Below are 17,703 nucleotides of genomic sequence, written 5' to 3' on the forward strand. Positions count from 1 at the left end.
GTTGTCTATAGGAAAGGCGCGCTAGCCGGCCGGCTGCGCGCCTTTCTGTACGTTCTGCGGATGACATACGCTGCATTCATGAGCGTGGGGCCTGCGCATATAGGCGGGGCGTGTTGCTCAAGCAAGACGAGGGGAGCGAGGCGAGGGCAGCAATCAGATCGCTGCCAAGGCCAAGGGTGAGACCTCGCCGCTATAGATCAGCTTCAATTCATGAAGCGCGCGGGTGCATCCGACATATAAGAGCTTGGCGTCCCAGGTGGTTCGCTCGTAATGCTTTCTGTCCGCATCGATGATGATGACCGAATCGAACTCCAATCCCTTGGCCATGTACACGGGCAATACGGAGACGCCGCCCTCATAATGCTGCTGTCCGGCCCCGATACGATGCACATGCTCGCAACCGGCTTGAAGCAATCGCTCGTAAATATGGCTGCTTCGCTGCTCGGTACGGGTAAGAATCGCCAGCGTGCCGTTGTCGTTAGCGGCCTGGAAGGCGCGGATTTCGTCCGCCAGCCGATCGATCAGGGCGGGCTCCTGCACCTCCGCGACTGTCACCTCGCGTCCGCTCCGGAAAACCGGAACAGCCAGTGTCGCAGGCGGCTCGGGCGCCCGTTCCAGCACAGCGTTGGCATAGTGGATAATCTCCATCGTAGACCGGTAGCTGCGGTTCAAGGTGAAGAAGCCGCGGCTGTCTGCCGGGAACATCTCAAGCAGCTCTTCCCAGCGGTGTACGCCCTGATAGGCATGAATGCCCTGAGACAAGTCGCCGAGTATCGTAAAGGAGCCGTTTTTCGTATGGCGGTTCAGCACCGCTACCTGGAACGGGGAGAAGTCCTGCGCTTCATCGATCACCGTATGATCGAACCGGAGATCCGGGTGGATGCCGAAGAACCTTTCCCGGATGAATAGCATGGGGGCCAGATCCTCCGGCTGCGCCTTTTTCTTCTTGGCGAGCCGCAGCGTAGCTTCGCGCACCGAGTCCGGCAGAAGGAAGCCGCTTCGTCCCGTAACCTCCCGGACAAATGGGGCGGCTTCGGCTTCAGGTGCGAACAGCTCCTTATAGAAGGTAAACGGCGTATAAGCCGTCCAGCGCTTGCCGTAATCGCGCAGCCGCGAAGACAGCTTCTTCTTGTATTCCTTGCGCAGATGAACCTCCCATATTTTCTCAAGCTCCATCTCGGCCCAGCGCTTGATGCGTGCCAGCACGCGCTCGCGGCGCTTCATCAGCGGCTCATGTTTGTTCTCGACCTCGAACCAATTCCGGATAACCGCTGCCGGCAGCTTCTTGCCCTCCCAGGGATGGAAGTCTTCCTGCGGCACGGCCTGTCGTTCATACGCGTCGAGATGATCGGCGATCCACTGCATGCAGCGAAGCGAGCCCTTCAGGCGTCCGGGAGCCTGATCATCCGCAGCGGGACGCTCGGGACCGACGCGGAACCATTCGTTCAGCTTTTCCGCCGGGTCGGATAACGCGACCTCCCGGTCCAGCAATTCAAGCGCCCAGTCGCTGAAGGTCGTCTGCTGGATATGCCCGACTCCGAGCTCCGGCAGCACGCCTGAAATATAGTCGAGAAACATCCGGTTTGGAGCAAAAATGATCATTTTTTCCGCTTTCACCTGATCGCGGTATTGATATAACAGAAAGGCGAGCCGGTGCAGCGCAACGGTCGTTTTTCCGCTTCCGGCAACGCCCTGGATCACAAGAGCGTCATTTTTGCCGGCGCGGATAATGGCATCCTGCTCCGCTTGAATCGTAGAGACGATGTCGCGCAGCTTGTTGTCCTTGTTTTCGCCCAGCCGGTAGAGCAGAAATTCGTCGGTGACGGCCATCGCATCCTGCTCCCGGTCGAAGGTATCGACCACACGCTGGAGAATGCGCTTGCGGATCGCCAGATTGCGCTTCAAATAAACCAGTCCCTCCACCGTGCCGTCGGGCGACTCGTAGGCGGCGGAGTCGAGACCGCCTGTGAAGGAATAGAACAAGCTGGCTACCGGCGCCCGCCAGTCAATGACGAGAAGCTCGGGGGAATCGGCCTTCTCGACACCGAATTTACCTATATACAACGGTGTCGGTTCTGGCTTGCCGGCCTCTTGAAAGTCCAACCGGCCGAAATACGGCTCCGGCATCGCGTGGGCCAAGTTATGCCGCTTGTTCTCGCGAATGGATTCCAGGACCTGCTCCGACACATCGTGCCCGGTGTATCGCGGCACGGCTTCCAGCTGGCTGAGATGGTCCTCCATCTCCCGAATCGTGCGTGCCAGCCGATCCAGCTCTTCTTGATACGCTTGGTGCAAAGCGGTTTCCAATTGATTGTCCTCCCGTTCTCCTTATGTTCCAACAACTGTCAACAGATTGAAGAGTATACCACATCCTGGCTCCGGGCGGCAACTGTAACCTTCCAGCCGGCCGGTGGCCGCCGCTGAAGTTGCTTCGGGTGCGTATTCGTCTTATCATGGAAGGGAAGAACGGGAGGGCGAAAAAACGGCGATGCTGGCTCACAGATAACGCAATACGATGGCGGCGCGGCGGTCAAGCCGGACTTCTATAGAGCATCTCTCCTTAGCCGACTGAATGTTACATGCTCTATCGCGCCTGATGCCGGCTTCGCCGCCGATAGTCCGCTGAATATAAGGAAGGTCATCCGCTTTCACGAAGAAAAAGCCGGCTCCCGACCCGGAGAGGTCGTGAGTCCGGCTGGCGGACAGCGCTATCAGTTGCCGTTCAGATGCTGCTTGTTCGGCAGCTTGCCTTCCGGATGGCCTCCACCGTTATGCTCGCGGTTTTTTTCATCCTTGGCCTGAGTGTCGTGGAGCTTGTCAACGAACTGCTCTGTCGATCCTTTCAGGTTGTCCTTCACAGGAAATCCCTCCTCTCTTGTCAGTCATATAGGTTGCCCAAACGCCCAGCCGGCCTATGCATACCGGTCGGCAGCGGGATGGAGCCAGTCCGAGCAAGGCAAACTAAACCGGTCACAACCCGGACAGATTCGAATTATGAGGAGGAATTGGCATGGATTACCGGATTGAGAAAGATACGATGGGTGAAATACGCGTTCCGAGCGATAAGCTCTGGGGAGCCCAAACGCAGCGCAGCCGCGAAAATTTCCGCATCGGCACCGAACGGATGCCGCTCGAGGTCGTGCATGCCTTCGGTTTGCTGAAAAAGACGGCGGCGCTGGCCAACCTGAAGCTGGGCAAGCTGGAGCAGGCTAAGGCCGACGCCATCGCTGCCGCGGCCTCCGAGGTGACAGCCGGCAAGTGGGACGAGCACTTCCCGCTCGTCGTCTGGCAGACGGGAAGCGGCACCCAGTCCAATATGAATGCGAACGAGGTCATCGCGCGCCTGGCGAATCAGCGTTTAGAAGAACAGGGAAGCGACGTGCGCATTCATCCGAACGACGATGTGAACCGTTCCCAGAGCTCGAATGACACCTTCCCTACAGCAATGCATATTGCGGCTGTCCTAGCGCTGCACCGGCGGCTGCTTCCGGCAATCGCGACGCTGAAGTCCACCTTGATGAGCAAGTCCGAAGCCTTCTCCGATATCGTGAAAATCGGCAGAACGCATCTTCAGGACGCAACTCCGCTGACGCTCGGGCAGGAGATCAGCGGCTGGTGGGCGATGCTGGACAAGACGGAGCGGATGATCCGCCAAAGTATGGAGACGATGCATGAGCTGGCTATCGGAGGGACCGCCGTCGGTACGGGCTTGAACGCTCACCCCGAATTCGGCGCAGCGACCGCCGAAGAAATTGCGCGGGAGACGGGAATTCCTTTCACATCGGCCGATAATAAGTTCCACGGCTTGACCAGCCATGATCAGATCGTCTACACGCACGGAGCGCTGAAAGCGCTGGCCGCCGATCTGATGAAAATCGCCAACGATGTCCGTTGGCTGGCGAGCGGTCCGCGCAGCGGCATCGGCGAGCTGACCATCCCGGAAAATGAGCCGGGCAGCTCGATTATGCCGGGCAAGGTGAATCCTACGCAGAGCGAGGCCATGACGATGGTGGCCTGCCAGGTAATGGGCAACGATGCCGTGATCGGCTTTGCCGCAAGCCAAGGCAATTTCGAGCTGAACGTGTTCAAGCCCGTCATCATCCATAACTTCCTGCAGTCCGTCAGATTGCTGGCCGATGCGATGAATTCCTTCAACGAGCATTGCGCCGTCGGCATCGAGCCTAACCGGGCCGTCATCACGCGTCATCTGGAGCAATCGCTTATGCTGGTTACGGCGCTCAATCCGCATATCGGGTATGAGAAAGCGGCCTCTATTGCGAAGACGGCTCATAAGGAAGGGCTGACGCTGAAGGAAGCGGCCGTCCGCAGCGGATATTTGAGCGCAGAACGGTTCGACGAGGTTGTGAAGCCGGAAGAGATGATCCATCCGAAGGCTTGAAGTCATTGAAGTCAGGGAAAAGAAGAAGGACCATCATACGAAATATAAGGCTTTCGATACATGAGCAGAAGGCTGGAGAACTAGGGGAGAGTGAGACTGAGAATGTTGACAATAGGAATGCTGTCGGTTACCTTCCGGCAGCTGACTTGCGAGCAGATTGTCCGGCTGGTGAAGGAAGCGGAGCTGAAGGCCATCGAGTGGGGCGGAGATAAGCACGTCCAGCACGGCCGTTACGACGAGGCGCAGCGGGTCAGAAGGCTGACCGAGGATGAAGGTTTGGCGGTTGCTTCTTACGGCTCTTACTATAGAGCGGGAGTTACGGATGGCAGCTCTCCTGCCTTCGATGTCGTGCTGCGAACCGCCGCCGAGCTTGGTGCGCCTGCTATTCGGATATGGGCTGGCAATAAAGGGAGCGCGGTTACAACGCTAGATGAGAGGGCCATGATTACGGCAGATATCGCCCGAGTGGGGGAGCTTGCAGGAGCGAGAGGCATCGCTATCCATCTGGAATACCATGCGAAGACGTTGACGGACACGGCCGAATCAACGGCGCTTCTGCTCGCAGAAACGGGCCATGCCAACGTTAGGACCAACTGGCAGCCGCCGATCCCTCTCTCGTCCAACGATCGTCTGAAGACGCTGAAGGCGGCTCTTCCGGATCTGGCCGATCTGCACGTCTTTCATTGGCTGCCAGGACAGCAGCTTCCTCTGGCCGAAGGGGCCGAAGAGTGGCTGGCTTATCTGAAGCTGGCCCGTTCGGATGGCCGGCGCCGGTATGCGATGCTGGAGTTTGTCAAGGACAGCGACCCCGGGCAGTTTCTCGCCGATGCCGCTGTGCTGAACCGGCTTGTGGCCGAATCGGCGAAGGGCGAATGATCTCCTGGGGCTTCAGGAACCTCGGCAGTCGATAGGCCAATGAAGCCGATTAGGCATCGCCATGCCATAGCCAGCCTCCGGCATGCAAAGCAGCGGCCGGAGGCTGGCTTGCGCCTCGTCTACGGACGGAGGGCTGAATATGCACAGTTGGATGCAACAGCAGCAGGCAGCTTAAAGGCCGCACAGGCTGTTGACATGAGCGGAGATGATCCGGGCGATCCGCTCATTGTTCATATAGGAAGGATAGAGGATGCCGTGTACGACCAGCCCGTCGATCAAAGCGTGGGCGCGCAGAGCTTCCAGCTCAATATCCATCTTCGCTCCAGCGTCGCCGGCTTCCGCAATCAGCCGCAGGCAGCGCCGAATGGCGGAATACAGCTGCTCATGCACTTCCATGCTCAGCGGCCTCAGCTCGGGCGATGTTGAGGCTTTCTGGATAAAGCCGAGCCAAATCTCGCACTCCGATCTGGTATCGTCGTCCAGCGGCACCAGCTCGCCGAGCATCCGCTCGAAGTCGGCCCGCGGGTCGCCGGTGGAGGGGAGCTGGCCGAGCCGCTGATGAATCCGCTCGGAAACAAGCCTCATGGAATAAGCCAGAAGCTCGGACTGTGTAGTAAAATGATGGCGGAGCGAACCGAGCGAGACGCCGGCCTCTTCCGCGACGCACCGTACGGTGACGCCCTCGATGCCTTGCCGGTGAATAACGCGCCATGCGGCTTCTGCAAGCTGCTCGCGTCTTAAGGAATGATTTACGATTTTGGGCATGATCGTAGTATATCATGGCTATTTTCGCGATACAAACGAACTAAATGAACATGCGCTTTGTGCGCGTCGAGCCGCCGGGTGGGCGGCTTTTTCTATTTCGGCAGAAAGTATACGCTCTTGTGACACCTTTCAGGAAGAACGGAGAGATCACAGAGCGCATTCCAAGGAGATCGTTAATAGAGATCAGCTTGATGGATCACGGGTTCGAGCTGTGAAGAGATAGGGCTCGGTGTGGGTGGTACGTGATGGGGGTGGGGAGCAATGGAGAGCCAAAGGTGGCCACGCTGTTCGCATGTGACACAGAAGTATTCAATAATCTGGTTGACGACAAGGTTATTCGTAAACGCATGCCAAGCATTTGCCGGGACAGCTCCCAGAGGCGAAAGACTCTTGCGCTGTCCTATTTTGTCGATAAAGATTCTCATTGACAGAAAGGATAAAAACACTATATATTGATATGAGTTTGTTGAATGTGTCTACATATGGTTTGAAAATCAGAATCCGGGGTAATGATATCGCGTGAGGCATCAAGGGAACGCGCCTTAGGGACAAGCATTCGCGCTATAGCGACAAGTCTCTGGAGGCGGCAGCGGGCCCGGTTTTTGCCGCCATGCGGCGGCTGCTTTCCGCAGTCCCCGGAGGAGCGCCCAGCCCCGTCATATTAGGCGCGCGGGCATACTTACAAGACTTGGAGGGATTCCTCTATGCTGGTTGTATATGATTCCAAGACGGGCAACGTTCGCCGGTTTGTCCGGAAGCTGAACGTTCGCTCGCTGCAAATTGAAGACGCCATGCTGACCCAGGAACCGTTTGTTCTTGTCACCTATACGACGGGCTTCGGACAAGTCCCCGATCGCGTAGCGGCATTTCTGCGCGCCAATGGCGCTTATCTGCAAGGCGTGGCGGCAAGCGGCAACCGCAATTGGGGATCCGGCTTCGCGCTGAGCGCCGATAAGATCGCCCAGGAGTACCGGGTGCCGGTACTGGCCAAGTTCGAGCTCGCAGGGACGCAGCGGGATGTGCAACAATTTATGATGGGAGTGGACAAGGTTGCGGCATATTGAGTTGAACAATCTTCTGATGCAACGGGGGACGGATGGATTTTTCCAGCTGGACAAGGACCGGGAGGCAGTCCAGGCTTTCATGGAAGAGGTATATGCCAGAAGCATGACCTTCGGTAGCCACGCGGCCAAGATTCGTTACATGATCGATCAGGACTACTATGAGAATGTGTTCGATACATACTCGGCTTCCGAGGTTGAAGAGATTTACCGGATTACACACGACTACGGCTTCGAGTTTCCTTCCTATATGGCCGCCTCCAAGTTCTATACGGACTATGCGGTCAAAAGCGATGACCGCTCCGTCTATCTGGAGCATTATCCGGACCGTGTCGCCATCGTCGCGCTCCATCTGGGACGCGGCCGGATAGCGGTAGCGCGCGACCTGGCCCGCGCGATGATGGAGCAGCGGGTGCAGCCGGCTACTCCGACCTTCCTGAACGCCGGGAAAAGCCGCCGGGGCGAGATGGTGTCCTGCTTCCTGCTGGAGATGGACGACTCGCTCAATTCGATCAACTATGTGCTGGCGACCTGCATGCAGCTGTCCAAGATCGGCGGCGGCGTGGCCGTCAATCTGTCCAAGCTGCGCGGCCGGGGAGAGCCGATCAAAGGCGTGGAAGGCGCTGCCAAGGGCATCATGCCGGTGCTCAAGCTGATGGAGGACGCGTTCTCTTATGCGGATCAGATGGGGCAGAGAAAAGGCTCCGGGGCCGCTTATTACAACATCTTCGGCTGGGATGTGATGGAGTTCCTCGACAGCAAGAAGATCAACGCGGACGAGAAGACGCGGCTGCAGACCCTTTCGATCGGACTGGTTGTCCCTAACCGGTTCTACAAGCTGGCGGAGGACAACGAGCCTCTGCATGTATTTGCGCCTTACACCGTGTTCAAAGCTTACGGTCAGCATCTCGACGATATGGATCTGGATGACATGTACGATACGCTGCTCGCCGACAATCGGGTGCGCAAAAAAATCGTGATGAGCGCAAGGGATATGCTGGTAAAAATCGCGGCCATTCAACTCGAGTCCGGCTACCCTTACATGATGAATCGCAGCAATGCGAACAAGGCTCATGCGCTGAACGGAATCGGCTCGATCAAGATGTCCAACCTGTGCACGGAAATTTTCCAATTGCAGGAGACTTCGACAATCGGCGACTACGGCCAAGCCGATCAGATCCGCCGGGACATCTGCTGCAACCTGGCTTCGCTCAATATTGTGAACGTCATGGAGCGCCGCAAAGTGCGGGAATCCGTTCATGAAGGAATCGCCGCGCTGACTTCGGTCACCGACATGACGGAGGTCAGCAATGCGCCGGGCGTCGCCAAGGCGAACCGCGAGCTGCATGCGGTCGGTCTAGGGGCGATGAACCTGCACGGCTATCTCGCCAAAAACCGGATCGCTTATGACAGTGCGGAAGCGCGTGATTTCGCCGGGACGTTTTTCATGATGATGAACTATTATTCGCTCGAGAAAAGCGCCGAGATCGCCCGCGAGACAGGAGAAAGGTTCGACGGCTTCGAGAAATCCGACTACGCCAGCGGCGTTTATTTTGACCGCTATGTGAAAACCGACTACACGCCGAAGACGGACAAGGTGAAGCAGCTGTTTGACGGCATGCATGTGCCGACGCCTGACGACTGGGCGGCGCTAAGCGAGCAGGTTCAGCGCGACGGTCTGTATCATGCGTACCGTCTGGCGATCGCTCCGACGCAGAGCATCTCATATATTCAGAACGCCACAAGCAGCGTAATGCCGATCGTCGAGCAGATTGAGACGCGCACTTACGCCAACTCCACGACTTATTATCCTATGCCGTATATGGACCGGAATAATGTATTCTATTATAAGTCGGCTTACCAGACGGACCAGTTCAAGGTGCTGGACTTGATCGCCGAAATTCAAGCGCATGTCGATCAGGGCGTGTCGACGGTGCTGCATGTGAACAGCGACATTACGACGCGTCAGCTGGCGCGCTACTATATATATGCGGCCCGCAAGGGTCTGAAGTCCTTATATTACACGCGGACGAACCGGCTGTCGGTGGAAGAATGCCTGAGCTGCTCCGTGTAACGCTACAAGACATAGAAAGGGGCGCGTGATTGATGAGCGTCTTCAAAGCAGTGAACTGGAACCGGCCGGATGACGACTTCTCCATTATGTTCTGGAATCAGAATCTGATGCAGTTCTGGACGGACGAGGAAATACCGTTGTCCGACGACAAGATGTCCTGGATCACGCTGAGCGCGGAGGAACGGGATACGTATATGAAGGTGCTGGGCGGTCTGACGCTGCTCGATACGGTACAGGGCGGCATCGGGATGCCCAAGCTGCTGGAGCATGTGGACGGGCTGCAGCGCAAAGCGGTGCTCGGCTTTATGGGGATGATGGAGCAGATTCATGCCAAGTCGTACAGCAGCATCTTCACGACCTTGGCTACAACCGAGGAGATCGACGGCGTATTCCGCTGGGTGGAGAAAAATCCTCATCTGCAGCTGAAGGCAGAGACGATCTCGCAGTATTATCAGAACATCGATACGCCGAAGGGGCTGTATCTCGCAATGGCCGCCTCCGTGCTGCTGGAGAGCTACTTGTTCTATAGCGGATTTTTCTATCCGCTGTATTTGGCCGGACAGGGGAAAATGACGAGCAGCGGCGAGATCATCGACCTGATTCTGCGCGACGAAAGCATCCACGGCCTGTATGTCGGCGTGCTGGCGCAGGAAGTGTATGCCGGACTGTCGGAGGACGAGCAGGACGAGGCGCTCCAGACGCTGCAAGGCTTGCTCCGCTATCTGCATGCCAATGAGGAGCAGTATACCGATCAGCTCTACGCACCGATCGGGCTGGCGGCCGATGTGAAAGCTTTTCTCCGCTACAATGCGAACAAAGCGATGATGAATTTGGGGCAGGAGCCGCTGTTCGAGGAGGAGGATATCAATCCGATCGTCCTCAACGGCATCAGCACCCGCACGAAGCAGCATGACTTTTTCTCCAAAAAAGGCAATGGCTACGTGCGGACGATTCATACGGAATCGTTGACCGACGACGACTTCCGGTTCGACTGATTCGGCTGGCTCGGGCTTGACCGGCGCTTCAGGAAGCGGCCGGTCATAAGGGCTAACGATACAAGCGGAGCGTCATAGGTCGAAAGCGGCCGTCCGGGGAGCAGCTCGCCCGGCGGCTTTTTCTTGCGCTTGGCAGCTTCGGCGCAGGAATGAAATCCCCTGTGCGCCGCAAGAGGGCGGAACCCTTTTCGCTGAGCAGCCGCTTGACTGCGAACCGAAGCAAGCGCCGTTTTTCAAGTTCGCATTTTTCGCGTCCGGGGTGTAAAATCAAGGAAGTCGATGCTGCGGCCGGAGAGGCCGCCACGAAACACCGGACAACCCGATAAGGAGAACTGCATGAATTCATCCAAGCCTAAGCCGCAAGCCAATCGTGCTTCTTTAACCGAAGGACCGATAGCCAAAACATTGTTTTTATTTTCGCTGCCGATCTTGTTGGGCAACGTGCTGCAATCGCTGAACGGATCGATTAATTCGATCTGGATCGGCCAGTATTTGGGGGAGCAGGCGCTTGCCGCCACCTCGAACGCCAACATCCTGATGTTCCTGCTTATCAGTGCCATCTTCGGCATTGCCATGGCCGCGGTCATCTTGGTCGGGCAAAATCTTGGCGCCAAAAAGATCGATGAGGCGAAAAAGGTCGTAGGCACAAGCACCGTTTTTTTCGCGGTACTGTCCGTCATCGTCGGAGGAATCGGCGTCTTGTTCTCCGAAGCCATTTTGGGCTGGATGAACACGCCTGAGGATGTTATGGAGCTGGCGGTCACTTACACCCGGATTATATTCGCCGGAGTTCCGTTTATGTTCGGCTTCAACTTGATTATGGCCGTGCTGCGGGGTTCGGGCGATGCCAAAACGCCTTTTTATTTCCTCCTGCTGTCGGCCGTGCTGGACATTATTCTCAATCCGCTGCTGATCGAAGGGATGGGCCCCTTTCCGAAAATGGGCATTGCCGGGTCGGCCGTCGCAACCTTTATCGCCCAGTTGATCAGCTTTGTGCTGCTGCTGCTGTACTTGTACGGCAAAAAGTATTTTCTGCGCATCACGCTGAGCGATCTGCATATGCTCCGGGTCAACTGGATGATCGTGAAAGCGTTGATAGCCAAAGGATTGCCGATGGGACTCAATATGGTGGTGGTTTCGTTAAGCAATCTGCTGCTCATCCATCTGGTCAACTCCTTCGGATCGGAAGCTTCAGCCGCCTTCGGCATCGCCAACCAGATTTCCAGTTATGTGCAGATGCCTGCAATGGCGATCGGAGGGGCGGTAACCTCCATGGCTGCGCAAAACATCGGCGCCGGCAATTGGAGCCGGGTTCATCGCATCACGTGGACGGGCGTAGGCTTTAATATCGTGCTTACCGGCTTGCTGGTAGTGCTCATCCACCTGTTTAACCGGCAAGCGCTGGGCCTGTTCCTTCCCGCAGAAGGCAAGGCCATTGATATCGGCATCCATATTAATAATGTGACCTTGTGGTCTTTCATCCTGTTCGGCATATTTAATGTGGTGGCAGGCGTTGTGAGATCTGCGGGAGCGGTTATGATGCCGCTGATTTATACGTTTATTGCGCTGCTGATTTTGCGGATTCCGCTCTCTTACTGGCTGGGCTACGAGTACGGCCTGGATGCCATCTGGTGGAGCTTTCCGGCCAGCTTCCTGCTTGGAGCCATTCTGAATGTATGGTATTACAGGTTCGGGAAGTGGAAAGAGGCCAGAATGCTGGCGGATAAAAAAGCAGAAATGAGCAAGGGTTAGCTTCAGAGCGGAAATGCTTGGTCGGCTTAACATGTCATCCAAGCTGAGAACGCTGGAAATGGGGGACATGGTCACGGTCCCGCTGCTGCGGTGACATCAGGATAACGCGTCTAAACCTGGCGATCCCTCCGGTAAGGAAACAGGGTCATGTACAAACGGCGCAAATGGGTAAAAGAAGCCCGCACACAAATTTCCCGATGCCAGCGGAAATTTCTAGTGCGGGCTATTTGCGCTGGATAGGAGGAACGCTTCGGACTTCTTGCCATACCGCCGGATTGTTGTAGGGCCTCCAGTCATCGGGCGGCATTCCAGCTCACAGGCTTCTTCTTGATTCGTAAGGAGCCAAGATGAAGCAGAACAACTTTCGTCCATGGGACAAGCATTTTGGACGGAAAGGTTGCGTCGCGGAAGGTGCGATGTTATGGTATGATTCTCGTAGAAGACAGGGAATTCCGCAGCGGCAGCATTGTGAAAACATGTATTTATCAGGGAGCGAATAACGTTTGAAAACTCTTATTATCGCCGAAAAACCCGATATGGGGCGCAATATCGCCGCAGCAATCGAGCCGAAGGCGAAAAATCAGCGAACCTATATCGAGGGAGAACGCTATGTGATCACGTGGGCGATCGGACACCTCATCGGGCTGGCTGAGCCTGATTTGTATGAGGAGCGCTATAAGAAATGGAATTTTAACGATCTGCCCATCATTCCGGACAAATTCAAGCTTGTGCCGAATCCGCGGACGAAGGATCAGCTGAAGGTCATCAAGGAACTGGCCCAGCGCTGCGACGCCATAGTTAATGCTTGTGACGCCGGGCGCGAGGGACAGCATATTTTTTCCCTGATCCAGCGGCATCTGAAGCTGAAGCAGCCGGTGAAACGGCTCTGGATCTCGGACCTCACGCCCGAAACGATCCGCAAGGGCTTTGCCGAGCTGCGCGATGGGGCGGAGTTCGACCCGCTGACGCGGGCAGCCAAGGCGCGCAGCGAAGCGGACTGGCTGATCGGCATGAACGGCTCGCGCGCTTTTACGACGAAGCATCGGGAGCTGTTGTCGGTCGGCCGTGTGCAGACGCCGGTGCTTGCGATCCTCTACGACCGCCAGAAGGAGATCGAAGCTTTCCAGTCGGCCACCTATTATGAGGTGGAGGCATGGTTTGCCCAAGAGCCCACCGAGTACCGCGGCTTGTGGCAGGGAGAGCGGCTGACCGACAAGGAGAAGGCCGAGGCGATCGCAGCCAAGGTGAAGGGCAAGCCCGGCCGGATCGACAGCTATGAGGTGAAGGATACCCGGGAATATCCGTTCAAATTGTACGATCTGACGCTGCTGCAGCGTGAAGCGAACGCAAAGTTCGGCTTCTCGGCCAAAAAGACGCTTGATCTTGCACAGGCGCTGTATGAGAAACATAAGGCGATCAGCTACCCGCGGACCAACTCGAACTATGTGACGGAGCAAAATGTGCCCGAAATGCACCGCACGCTGGAGCAGCTGAAGCGGACAGACTACGCGCAGCTTGCGGAGCAGGCGGACAAGAAGCTGGTGCATACGGGCAACCGGGCCGTCTGCAATCCAACCAAGGTCGAGGATCACCATGCGATACTCCCGACCCATAAGATGCCCGGGGCGCTCGCTCCGGACGAGCGAAAGCTGTACGATTTGATCGTCAAGCGGTTTTTGTCGCATTTCTACCCGCCGGCGCTGTACAAGGTTCATACGGTGGTGACCGCGTGCGAAGGAGAGAAATTCAAGAGCACGGTCAAGCAGGAGCTGTCTCCCGGCTGGAAGACCGTATACGCCGGCGAGCCGAAAGAAACGAAGCCGGCCTCCCGGACAGCGAAAAAAGGCGGGGACAAGGAAGCCGAAGAGGAATCGGCGGAAGAAGAGATTACAACGCCGTTCACCCTGGATGCGGCTGCGGGCGTGACATGCCGGAAGTCGGAGGCCAAGGAGAAGGAGACCAAGCCGCCGAAGCCATATACCGAAGGCACCTTGCTGAAAGCGATGGAAAGCGCGGGCAAGCAGATCGAGGATGAGGAGCTTCGCGATGCCATGAAGGATTCGGGTCTCGGGACGCCGGCGACGCGTGCCTCCGTGATCGAACGGCTCAAGCAGGTCGGCTATGTCGTGATGCAGGGCAAGCGCATCGAGATCACGACGAAGGGCCGGACCGCTGTCGAGCTGATTCGCGGGGCCGGCGTCGAGCTGCTGACCTCGCCGGAGATGACGGGCCAATGGGAACGCCGGCTCAATGAAATTGCGCGCGGCTCGGCTTCGGACGAGACATTTATGCAAAATGTCAAGCGGTTCACCGTATCGATCGTCGATAAGGTAAGAATGCAGCGTCCGGCGGAGAAGCAGGCGTTCGGCACGGAGTCGGAGACTAAGCCGGAGAAGCCGGGCCGCAGGACGAAGGCCAAGCCGGGCGGCGCTGCCGATCCGGCAGCGGGAGGCGGCGACTCCCCGGCGAAGCGGGGGAAGCGTTCGCCCGCTGCCCGGACTGCCGGGACGACAGGCGGCCGAGCGGCCGGAGGCGGCAAGCGGACAGCGGCAGCTGCCGATGAGGCGGGTCGCGCCGAAGCAGCCGCTCCCAAGCGCCGCAGCAGCGCGGCCGGCGCAGCAAGCTCGGCTGCGGCGACGGCCGGAGCCGCTGCAGGCGGGCAGGCGCCGCGTTCCCGCGGCGGCGCGGGAGCGTCCGCCGTCGCCGCAGCGACAAGCGCCGGCTCCCCGCCGCCCGGAGGAGCCTCGCTGCGAGCAGCTGACGCGGAACGCAGCAGCAGCGTGGCTCCTCCGGGGGGCTATGCGGCGCTGGGCGCATGTCCGCGCCCCGGATGCGAGGGCCGTATCATACGCGGCAAGCGGGGTTATGGCTGCAGTGCCTACAAGTCCGGCTGTACGTTCGTGATCTGGAAGGACAGCTTCGGCGCATCCTTGACCGATACGGCTGTCGCGTATTTGCTCCGGCACGGGCGCACGGCCCGGATGCGGCTGCAGAACGAGCAGGGGCATGTGCTGGAGGGAAGTCTTGTCCTGAAGGACAACGTTACCGGCAAGCTGGCGATCGAGCCGGCGGACGGAACCTGACCTGCGAGCGTGTATATGAGCCGGCCGGGGCACGGCGGCAAGCGGCAGGGCTTGCTCTGCTGCTGCGGGCGCTGCGCTACGGCTTGGCATTGAACATTTTGCGGAGGAGGAGAGGACGGAGCATGAAGGAAGTGCCTGTACCGTTAGTTAAAACCAATCAAGCGGGGATTGTCCTATTTGTGGCGGCGGCTATTCTATTGAAGGAACCCGCTATCATAGCGGCGCTGTGGGCAGTGCAGGTGATGACCCTGTGGCGGGGAGTACGAGCGAACCTGTTCGTACAGCTGGCCGCCCCTCTGCTGAGAAGCCGGATCGCCGGCGCTCAGACGGAATCGCGGGAGCTGCAGCGGTTTAATAACGCCATAGCGGTCAGCCTGCTGACGCTGTCGCTTGTCGGCTTCTGGATCGATCGCGACGGCTGGACGGGCTATGTGCTGGCCGGTTTCGTAGCGCTGGCGGCCTTAATTGCGCTCGCCGGCTTTTGTGTAGGCTGTTTTCTGTATTACCAATGGAAGCGGTTGAAAAGAAGATAGGGAACATTACATTTAATCATCTATATAATTAATGATATTAATTAAAAGTTATGCCTTAACAGCCCGCTTCCTGGTATCCAGGAGCGGGCTGCTCAGCGTGGAACGGGAGCCTAACTCGGCAGCACATAAAAATAGATGGAGACGAAGTGGCAGATGCTGCCCATCAGTACGAACAAATGCCAGACGGCGTGATGGTAGAAAAGCTTTTTCCACAGGTAGAACACCGTCCCCAGCGTATACAAGACGCCTCCCCCCACAAGCCAGGCGAGTCCGGGCTGCGGAAGCTGCTGTTGAAGAGGGACGAACGCGAATATGATCAGCCAGCCCATGCCTATGTAGAAGAGCGTGGACAACACATTGAATCTGCCGGTGAAAAACAGCTTAAATATAATACCCGCCAAGGCAAGCCCCCACACGATGCCGAACAGACTCCAGCCGAGCGGACTGCGGATCGTAACCAGCAGAAAAGGGGTATACGTTCCGGCGATCAGGACATAGATGGCGGAGTGGTCCATAATCTCGAAGATGCGGACCCAGCGTTCCTGCCGTGCGCTGTGCAGCAGGGTGGAGCATAAGTAAAGCAGCAGCAGAGAAGCTCCGAAAATGGCGAAACTGACGACATGCCAAGGCGTTCCGTGCAGGGAGGATCTAACGACCAGCAGGACGAGCGCCGCTACACTCAGCACCACGCCGATTCCGTGACTGATCGCATTGGCCCGCTCCTGCTTTAATACAGCGGCATTCATTTTTTCCCTCACTCCTTTCTTTCTTTATTATAAAGGTCCCGCCAGCATCTTACCAACAAGACCCGCTACCGGTCGATTGCGCCGCATGGTGGAGTTAGCAACCTTTGTTTTTCAATCTTCGTTCATCAGTTGATGGAGAAAGGTAGCATATCGGATACCAACTTCTATCCCAAAGGTGAATAGGAATCCCGGCAGATCCAGGATTATAATGTTCTGAGTGCATGAGGTCGACTCACAAGATTCAGGAGGGAGAACAAAATGTTTGTTGTAAAGCCATGGTTTATTAGAAAGGCACTTAGTCTGGTCGTGGCAGGCGAAATCGTGTGCTCGGCAAGCGCATGCGGATTCGTTGCCGGGGCTCAAGCGGGCTCGACTATCGACGTATATTTCCAAGGGGAAAAGCTTCAATTCAATAACGCCGAGCCGCTGATCAAAAACGGCTCGACGCTTGTCCCGTTCCGCAAGCTGTTTGAAACACTTGGCTACACGGTGACCTGGGAAAGCTCATCAGAGCGGGCCATCGGCACCAAGGATGGGCTTGTGATTGAACTTACGATCAACAGTACTTCCGCGAAGGTAAACCAAAAAGCGGTCACTCTCAGCGAACCCGCCCAAATCATCGAAGGGAATACGATGGTCCCGCTTCGCTTTGTGGCGGAGAACAGCGGCTATCAAGTATCGTTCGACAGCAACAATGGCGTCAGTACGATACGAATCGGTGAATCAGGCGGCACTCCGGATGCGCCGGATTCTTTATCGGATAACATCGAGCCTTATGTGGTGAAAGGCTATATTCGCGACGCCGAAGGAAATCCGATTGCAGGCGCGACGGTTTATGCAGACAACACCCTACTCTATGACAGCAATATCATCGGAGCTTCGGACGAAACGGGGTATTACCGGCTGCAGCTTCCTGAGCTCGCCTCCACATGGCGGATAGGAGCAACATTCACAAAAGTTGTGAACGGCAAAAGCACCGAATTCCAAGTCTTTGCTGACAAGGATGAGCCTTTTAGCGGCAACACGGGAGCAATACGCCATATTACCTGGAAAAATGGGGATGGATACATCTATCTCTACCCGGATATCTTCTCCTTTAGAGAAGATCTGCCCCAGTTCGACATGCTGGATGTGAAAGTAACGCTGACGCCTGTAGGCGGAGGAACCCCTATTACGAGGATGGTCGATTATGTAAATGACAGCGTCGGGCTGGAGCAATTGCCCATGGGCAAGTTCACCGCTTCTGCCATTTGGCTGCCGGCAGGGCATGATCCTATTCCGCTCTTGATCCGGCTAGAGAACAAAGGGGAGTTCGCCGAATCCGTCCAATTCGAGTTTGGAAGCTCAGTCAATGGACCGGACTCGCTCAAATTTATGCGGGAGTTCGAAGTACGCATACCGGCAAAAGCTGATTAATTG

The 17,703-nt window shown here is 56.9% G+C and carries 13 protein-coding genes; 9 read left to right on the forward strand and 4 right to left on the reverse strand.

Annotated features, from left to right (window positions below; translation table 11 throughout):
• Nucleotides 1-153: 153 nt before the first annotated feature.
• On the reverse strand, nt 154-2,307 hold the full coding sequence (locus tag BLR08_RS05995) for a HelD family protein (RefSeq protein WP_072327423.1): 2,154 nt from the start codon (nt 2,305-2,307) through the stop codon (nt 154-156).
• Between the two features lie 404 nt (nt 2,308-2,711).
• Nucleotides 2,712-2,858, reverse strand: a complete 147-nt coding sequence (locus BLR08_RS06000) for a DUF4023 domain-containing protein (RefSeq protein WP_072327422.1) — start codon at nt 2,856-2,858, stop codon at nt 2,712-2,714.
• A gap of 152 nt (nt 2,859-3,010) precedes the next feature.
• On the opposite strand from BLR08_RS06000, the gene fumC reads away from it, so the two are divergent.
• Entirely contained in the window at nt 3,011-4,399 is a 1,389-nt protein-coding gene (gene fumC, locus BLR08_RS06005) for a class II fumarate hydratase (protein WP_072327421.1), read from the forward strand.
• A 102-nt stretch (nt 4,400-4,501) separates the two neighbouring features.
• Nucleotides 4,502-5,275, forward strand: a complete 774-nt coding sequence (locus BLR08_RS06010; RefSeq protein WP_072327420.1) for a sugar phosphate isomerase/epimerase family protein — start codon at nt 4,502-4,504, stop codon at nt 5,273-5,275.
• 171 nt (nt 5,276-5,446) lie between these two features.
• On the opposite strand, the gene BLR08_RS06015 is transcribed toward BLR08_RS06010, so the two are convergent.
• Entirely contained in the window at nt 5,447-6,040 is a 594-nt protein-coding gene (locus BLR08_RS06015; RefSeq protein ID WP_072327419.1) for a TetR/AcrR family transcriptional regulator, read from the reverse strand.
• A 704-nt stretch (nt 6,041-6,744) separates the two neighbouring features.
• On the opposite strand from BLR08_RS06015, the gene nrdI reads away from it, so the two are divergent.
• From nrdI to BLR08_RS06045, 6 genes are all read left to right on the forward strand, one after another.
• On the forward strand, nt 6,745-7,104 hold the full coding sequence (nrdI, locus tag BLR08_RS06020) for a class Ib ribonucleoside-diphosphate reductase assembly flavoprotein NrdI (RefSeq protein WP_072327418.1): 360 nt from the start codon (nt 6,745-6,747) through the stop codon (nt 7,102-7,104).
• Nucleotides 7,091-9,175 (forward strand): class 1b ribonucleoside-diphosphate reductase subunit alpha, encoded by a 2,085-nt coding sequence (gene nrdE / locus BLR08_RS06025; protein WP_072327417.1) that lies wholly within the window; start codon nt 7,091-7,093, stop codon nt 9,173-9,175. Before nrdI ends, nrdE begins: the two co-directional genes overlap by 14 nt.
• 32 nt (nt 9,176-9,207) lie before the next feature.
• Nucleotides 9,208-10,170 carry a class 1b ribonucleoside-diphosphate reductase subunit beta gene (gene nrdF / locus BLR08_RS06030; protein ID WP_072327416.1) on the forward strand — a complete coding sequence of 321 codons (963 nt, stop codon included), beginning with the start codon at nt 9,208-9,210 and terminating at the stop codon, nt 10,168-10,170.
• 336 nt (nt 10,171-10,506) lie between these two features.
• Entirely contained in the window at nt 10,507-11,922 is a 1,416-nt protein-coding gene (locus tag BLR08_RS06035) for an MATE family efflux transporter (protein ID WP_072327415.1), read from the forward strand.
• Between the two features lie 503 nt (nt 11,923-12,425).
• Complete coding sequence (locus BLR08_RS06040) at nt 12,426-15,005, forward strand: DNA topoisomerase 3 (protein ID WP_072327414.1); 2,580 nt, start codon at nt 12,426-12,428, stop codon at nt 15,003-15,005.
• 122 nt (nt 15,006-15,127) lie between these two features.
• Nucleotides 15,128-15,538, forward strand: coding sequence for a DUF4395 domain-containing protein (locus BLR08_RS06045; RefSeq protein ID WP_072327413.1), 411 nt, complete (start codon nt 15,128-15,130; stop codon nt 15,536-15,538).
• A gap of 110 nt (nt 15,539-15,648) precedes the next feature.
• Here BLR08_RS06045 and BLR08_RS06050 read toward each other — a convergent pair whose 3' ends face one another.
• Entirely contained in the window at nt 15,649-16,284 is a 636-nt protein-coding gene (locus tag BLR08_RS06050; RefSeq protein WP_072327412.1) for a PAQR family membrane homeostasis protein TrhA, read from the reverse strand.
• Nucleotides 16,285-16,542: 258 nt separating this feature from the next.
• Here BLR08_RS06050 and BLR08_RS06055 point away from each other — a divergent pair, with 258 nt between their 5' ends.
• Nucleotides 16,543-17,700: a stalk domain-containing protein gene (locus BLR08_RS06055; RefSeq protein WP_072327411.1), complete on the forward strand. Its 1,158-nt coding sequence runs from the start codon at nt 16,543-16,545 to the stop codon at nt 17,698-17,700.
• Nucleotides 17,701-17,703: the final 3 nt, after the last annotated feature.

Source organism: Paenibacillus sp. cl123 (assembly GCF_900101595.1).
Classification (GTDB): domain Bacteria; phylum Bacillota; class Bacilli; order Paenibacillales; family NBRC-103111; genus Paenibacillus_G.

Bases quoted from the DNA above. Each gene is read 5' to 3' on its own strand.
- BLR08_RS06045 (WP_072327413.1), top strand. From the start codon at position 15,128: ATGAAGGAAGTGCCTGTACCGTTAGTTAAAACCAATCAAGCGGGGATT.
- fumC (WP_072327421.1), top strand. From the start codon at position 3,011: ATGGATTACCGGATTGAGAAAGATACGATGGGTGAAATACGCGTTCCG.
- BLR08_RS06050 (WP_072327412.1), bottom strand. From the start codon at position 16,284: ATGAATGCCGCTGTATTAAAGCAGGAGCGGGCCAATGCGATCAGTCAC.
- BLR08_RS06055 (WP_072327411.1), top strand. From the start codon at position 16,543: ATGTTTGTTGTAAAGCCATGGTTTATTAGAAAGGCACTTAGTCTGGTC.
- BLR08_RS06010 (WP_072327420.1), top strand. From the start codon at position 4,502: ATGTTGACAATAGGAATGCTGTCGGTTACCTTCCGGCAGCTGACTTGC.
- nrdF (WP_072327416.1), top strand. From the start codon at position 9,208: ATGAGCGTCTTCAAAGCAGTGAACTGGAACCGGCCGGATGACGACTTC.
- nrdI (WP_072327418.1), top strand. From the start codon at position 6,745: ATGCTGGTTGTATATGATTCCAAGACGGGCAACGTTCGCCGGTTTGTC.
- BLR08_RS06015 (WP_072327419.1), bottom strand. From the start codon at position 6,040: ATGCCCAAAATCGTAAATCATTCCTTAAGACGCGAGCAGCTTGCAGAA.
- BLR08_RS06035 (WP_072327415.1), top strand. From the start codon at position 10,507: ATGAATTCATCCAAGCCTAAGCCGCAAGCCAATCGTGCTTCTTTAACC.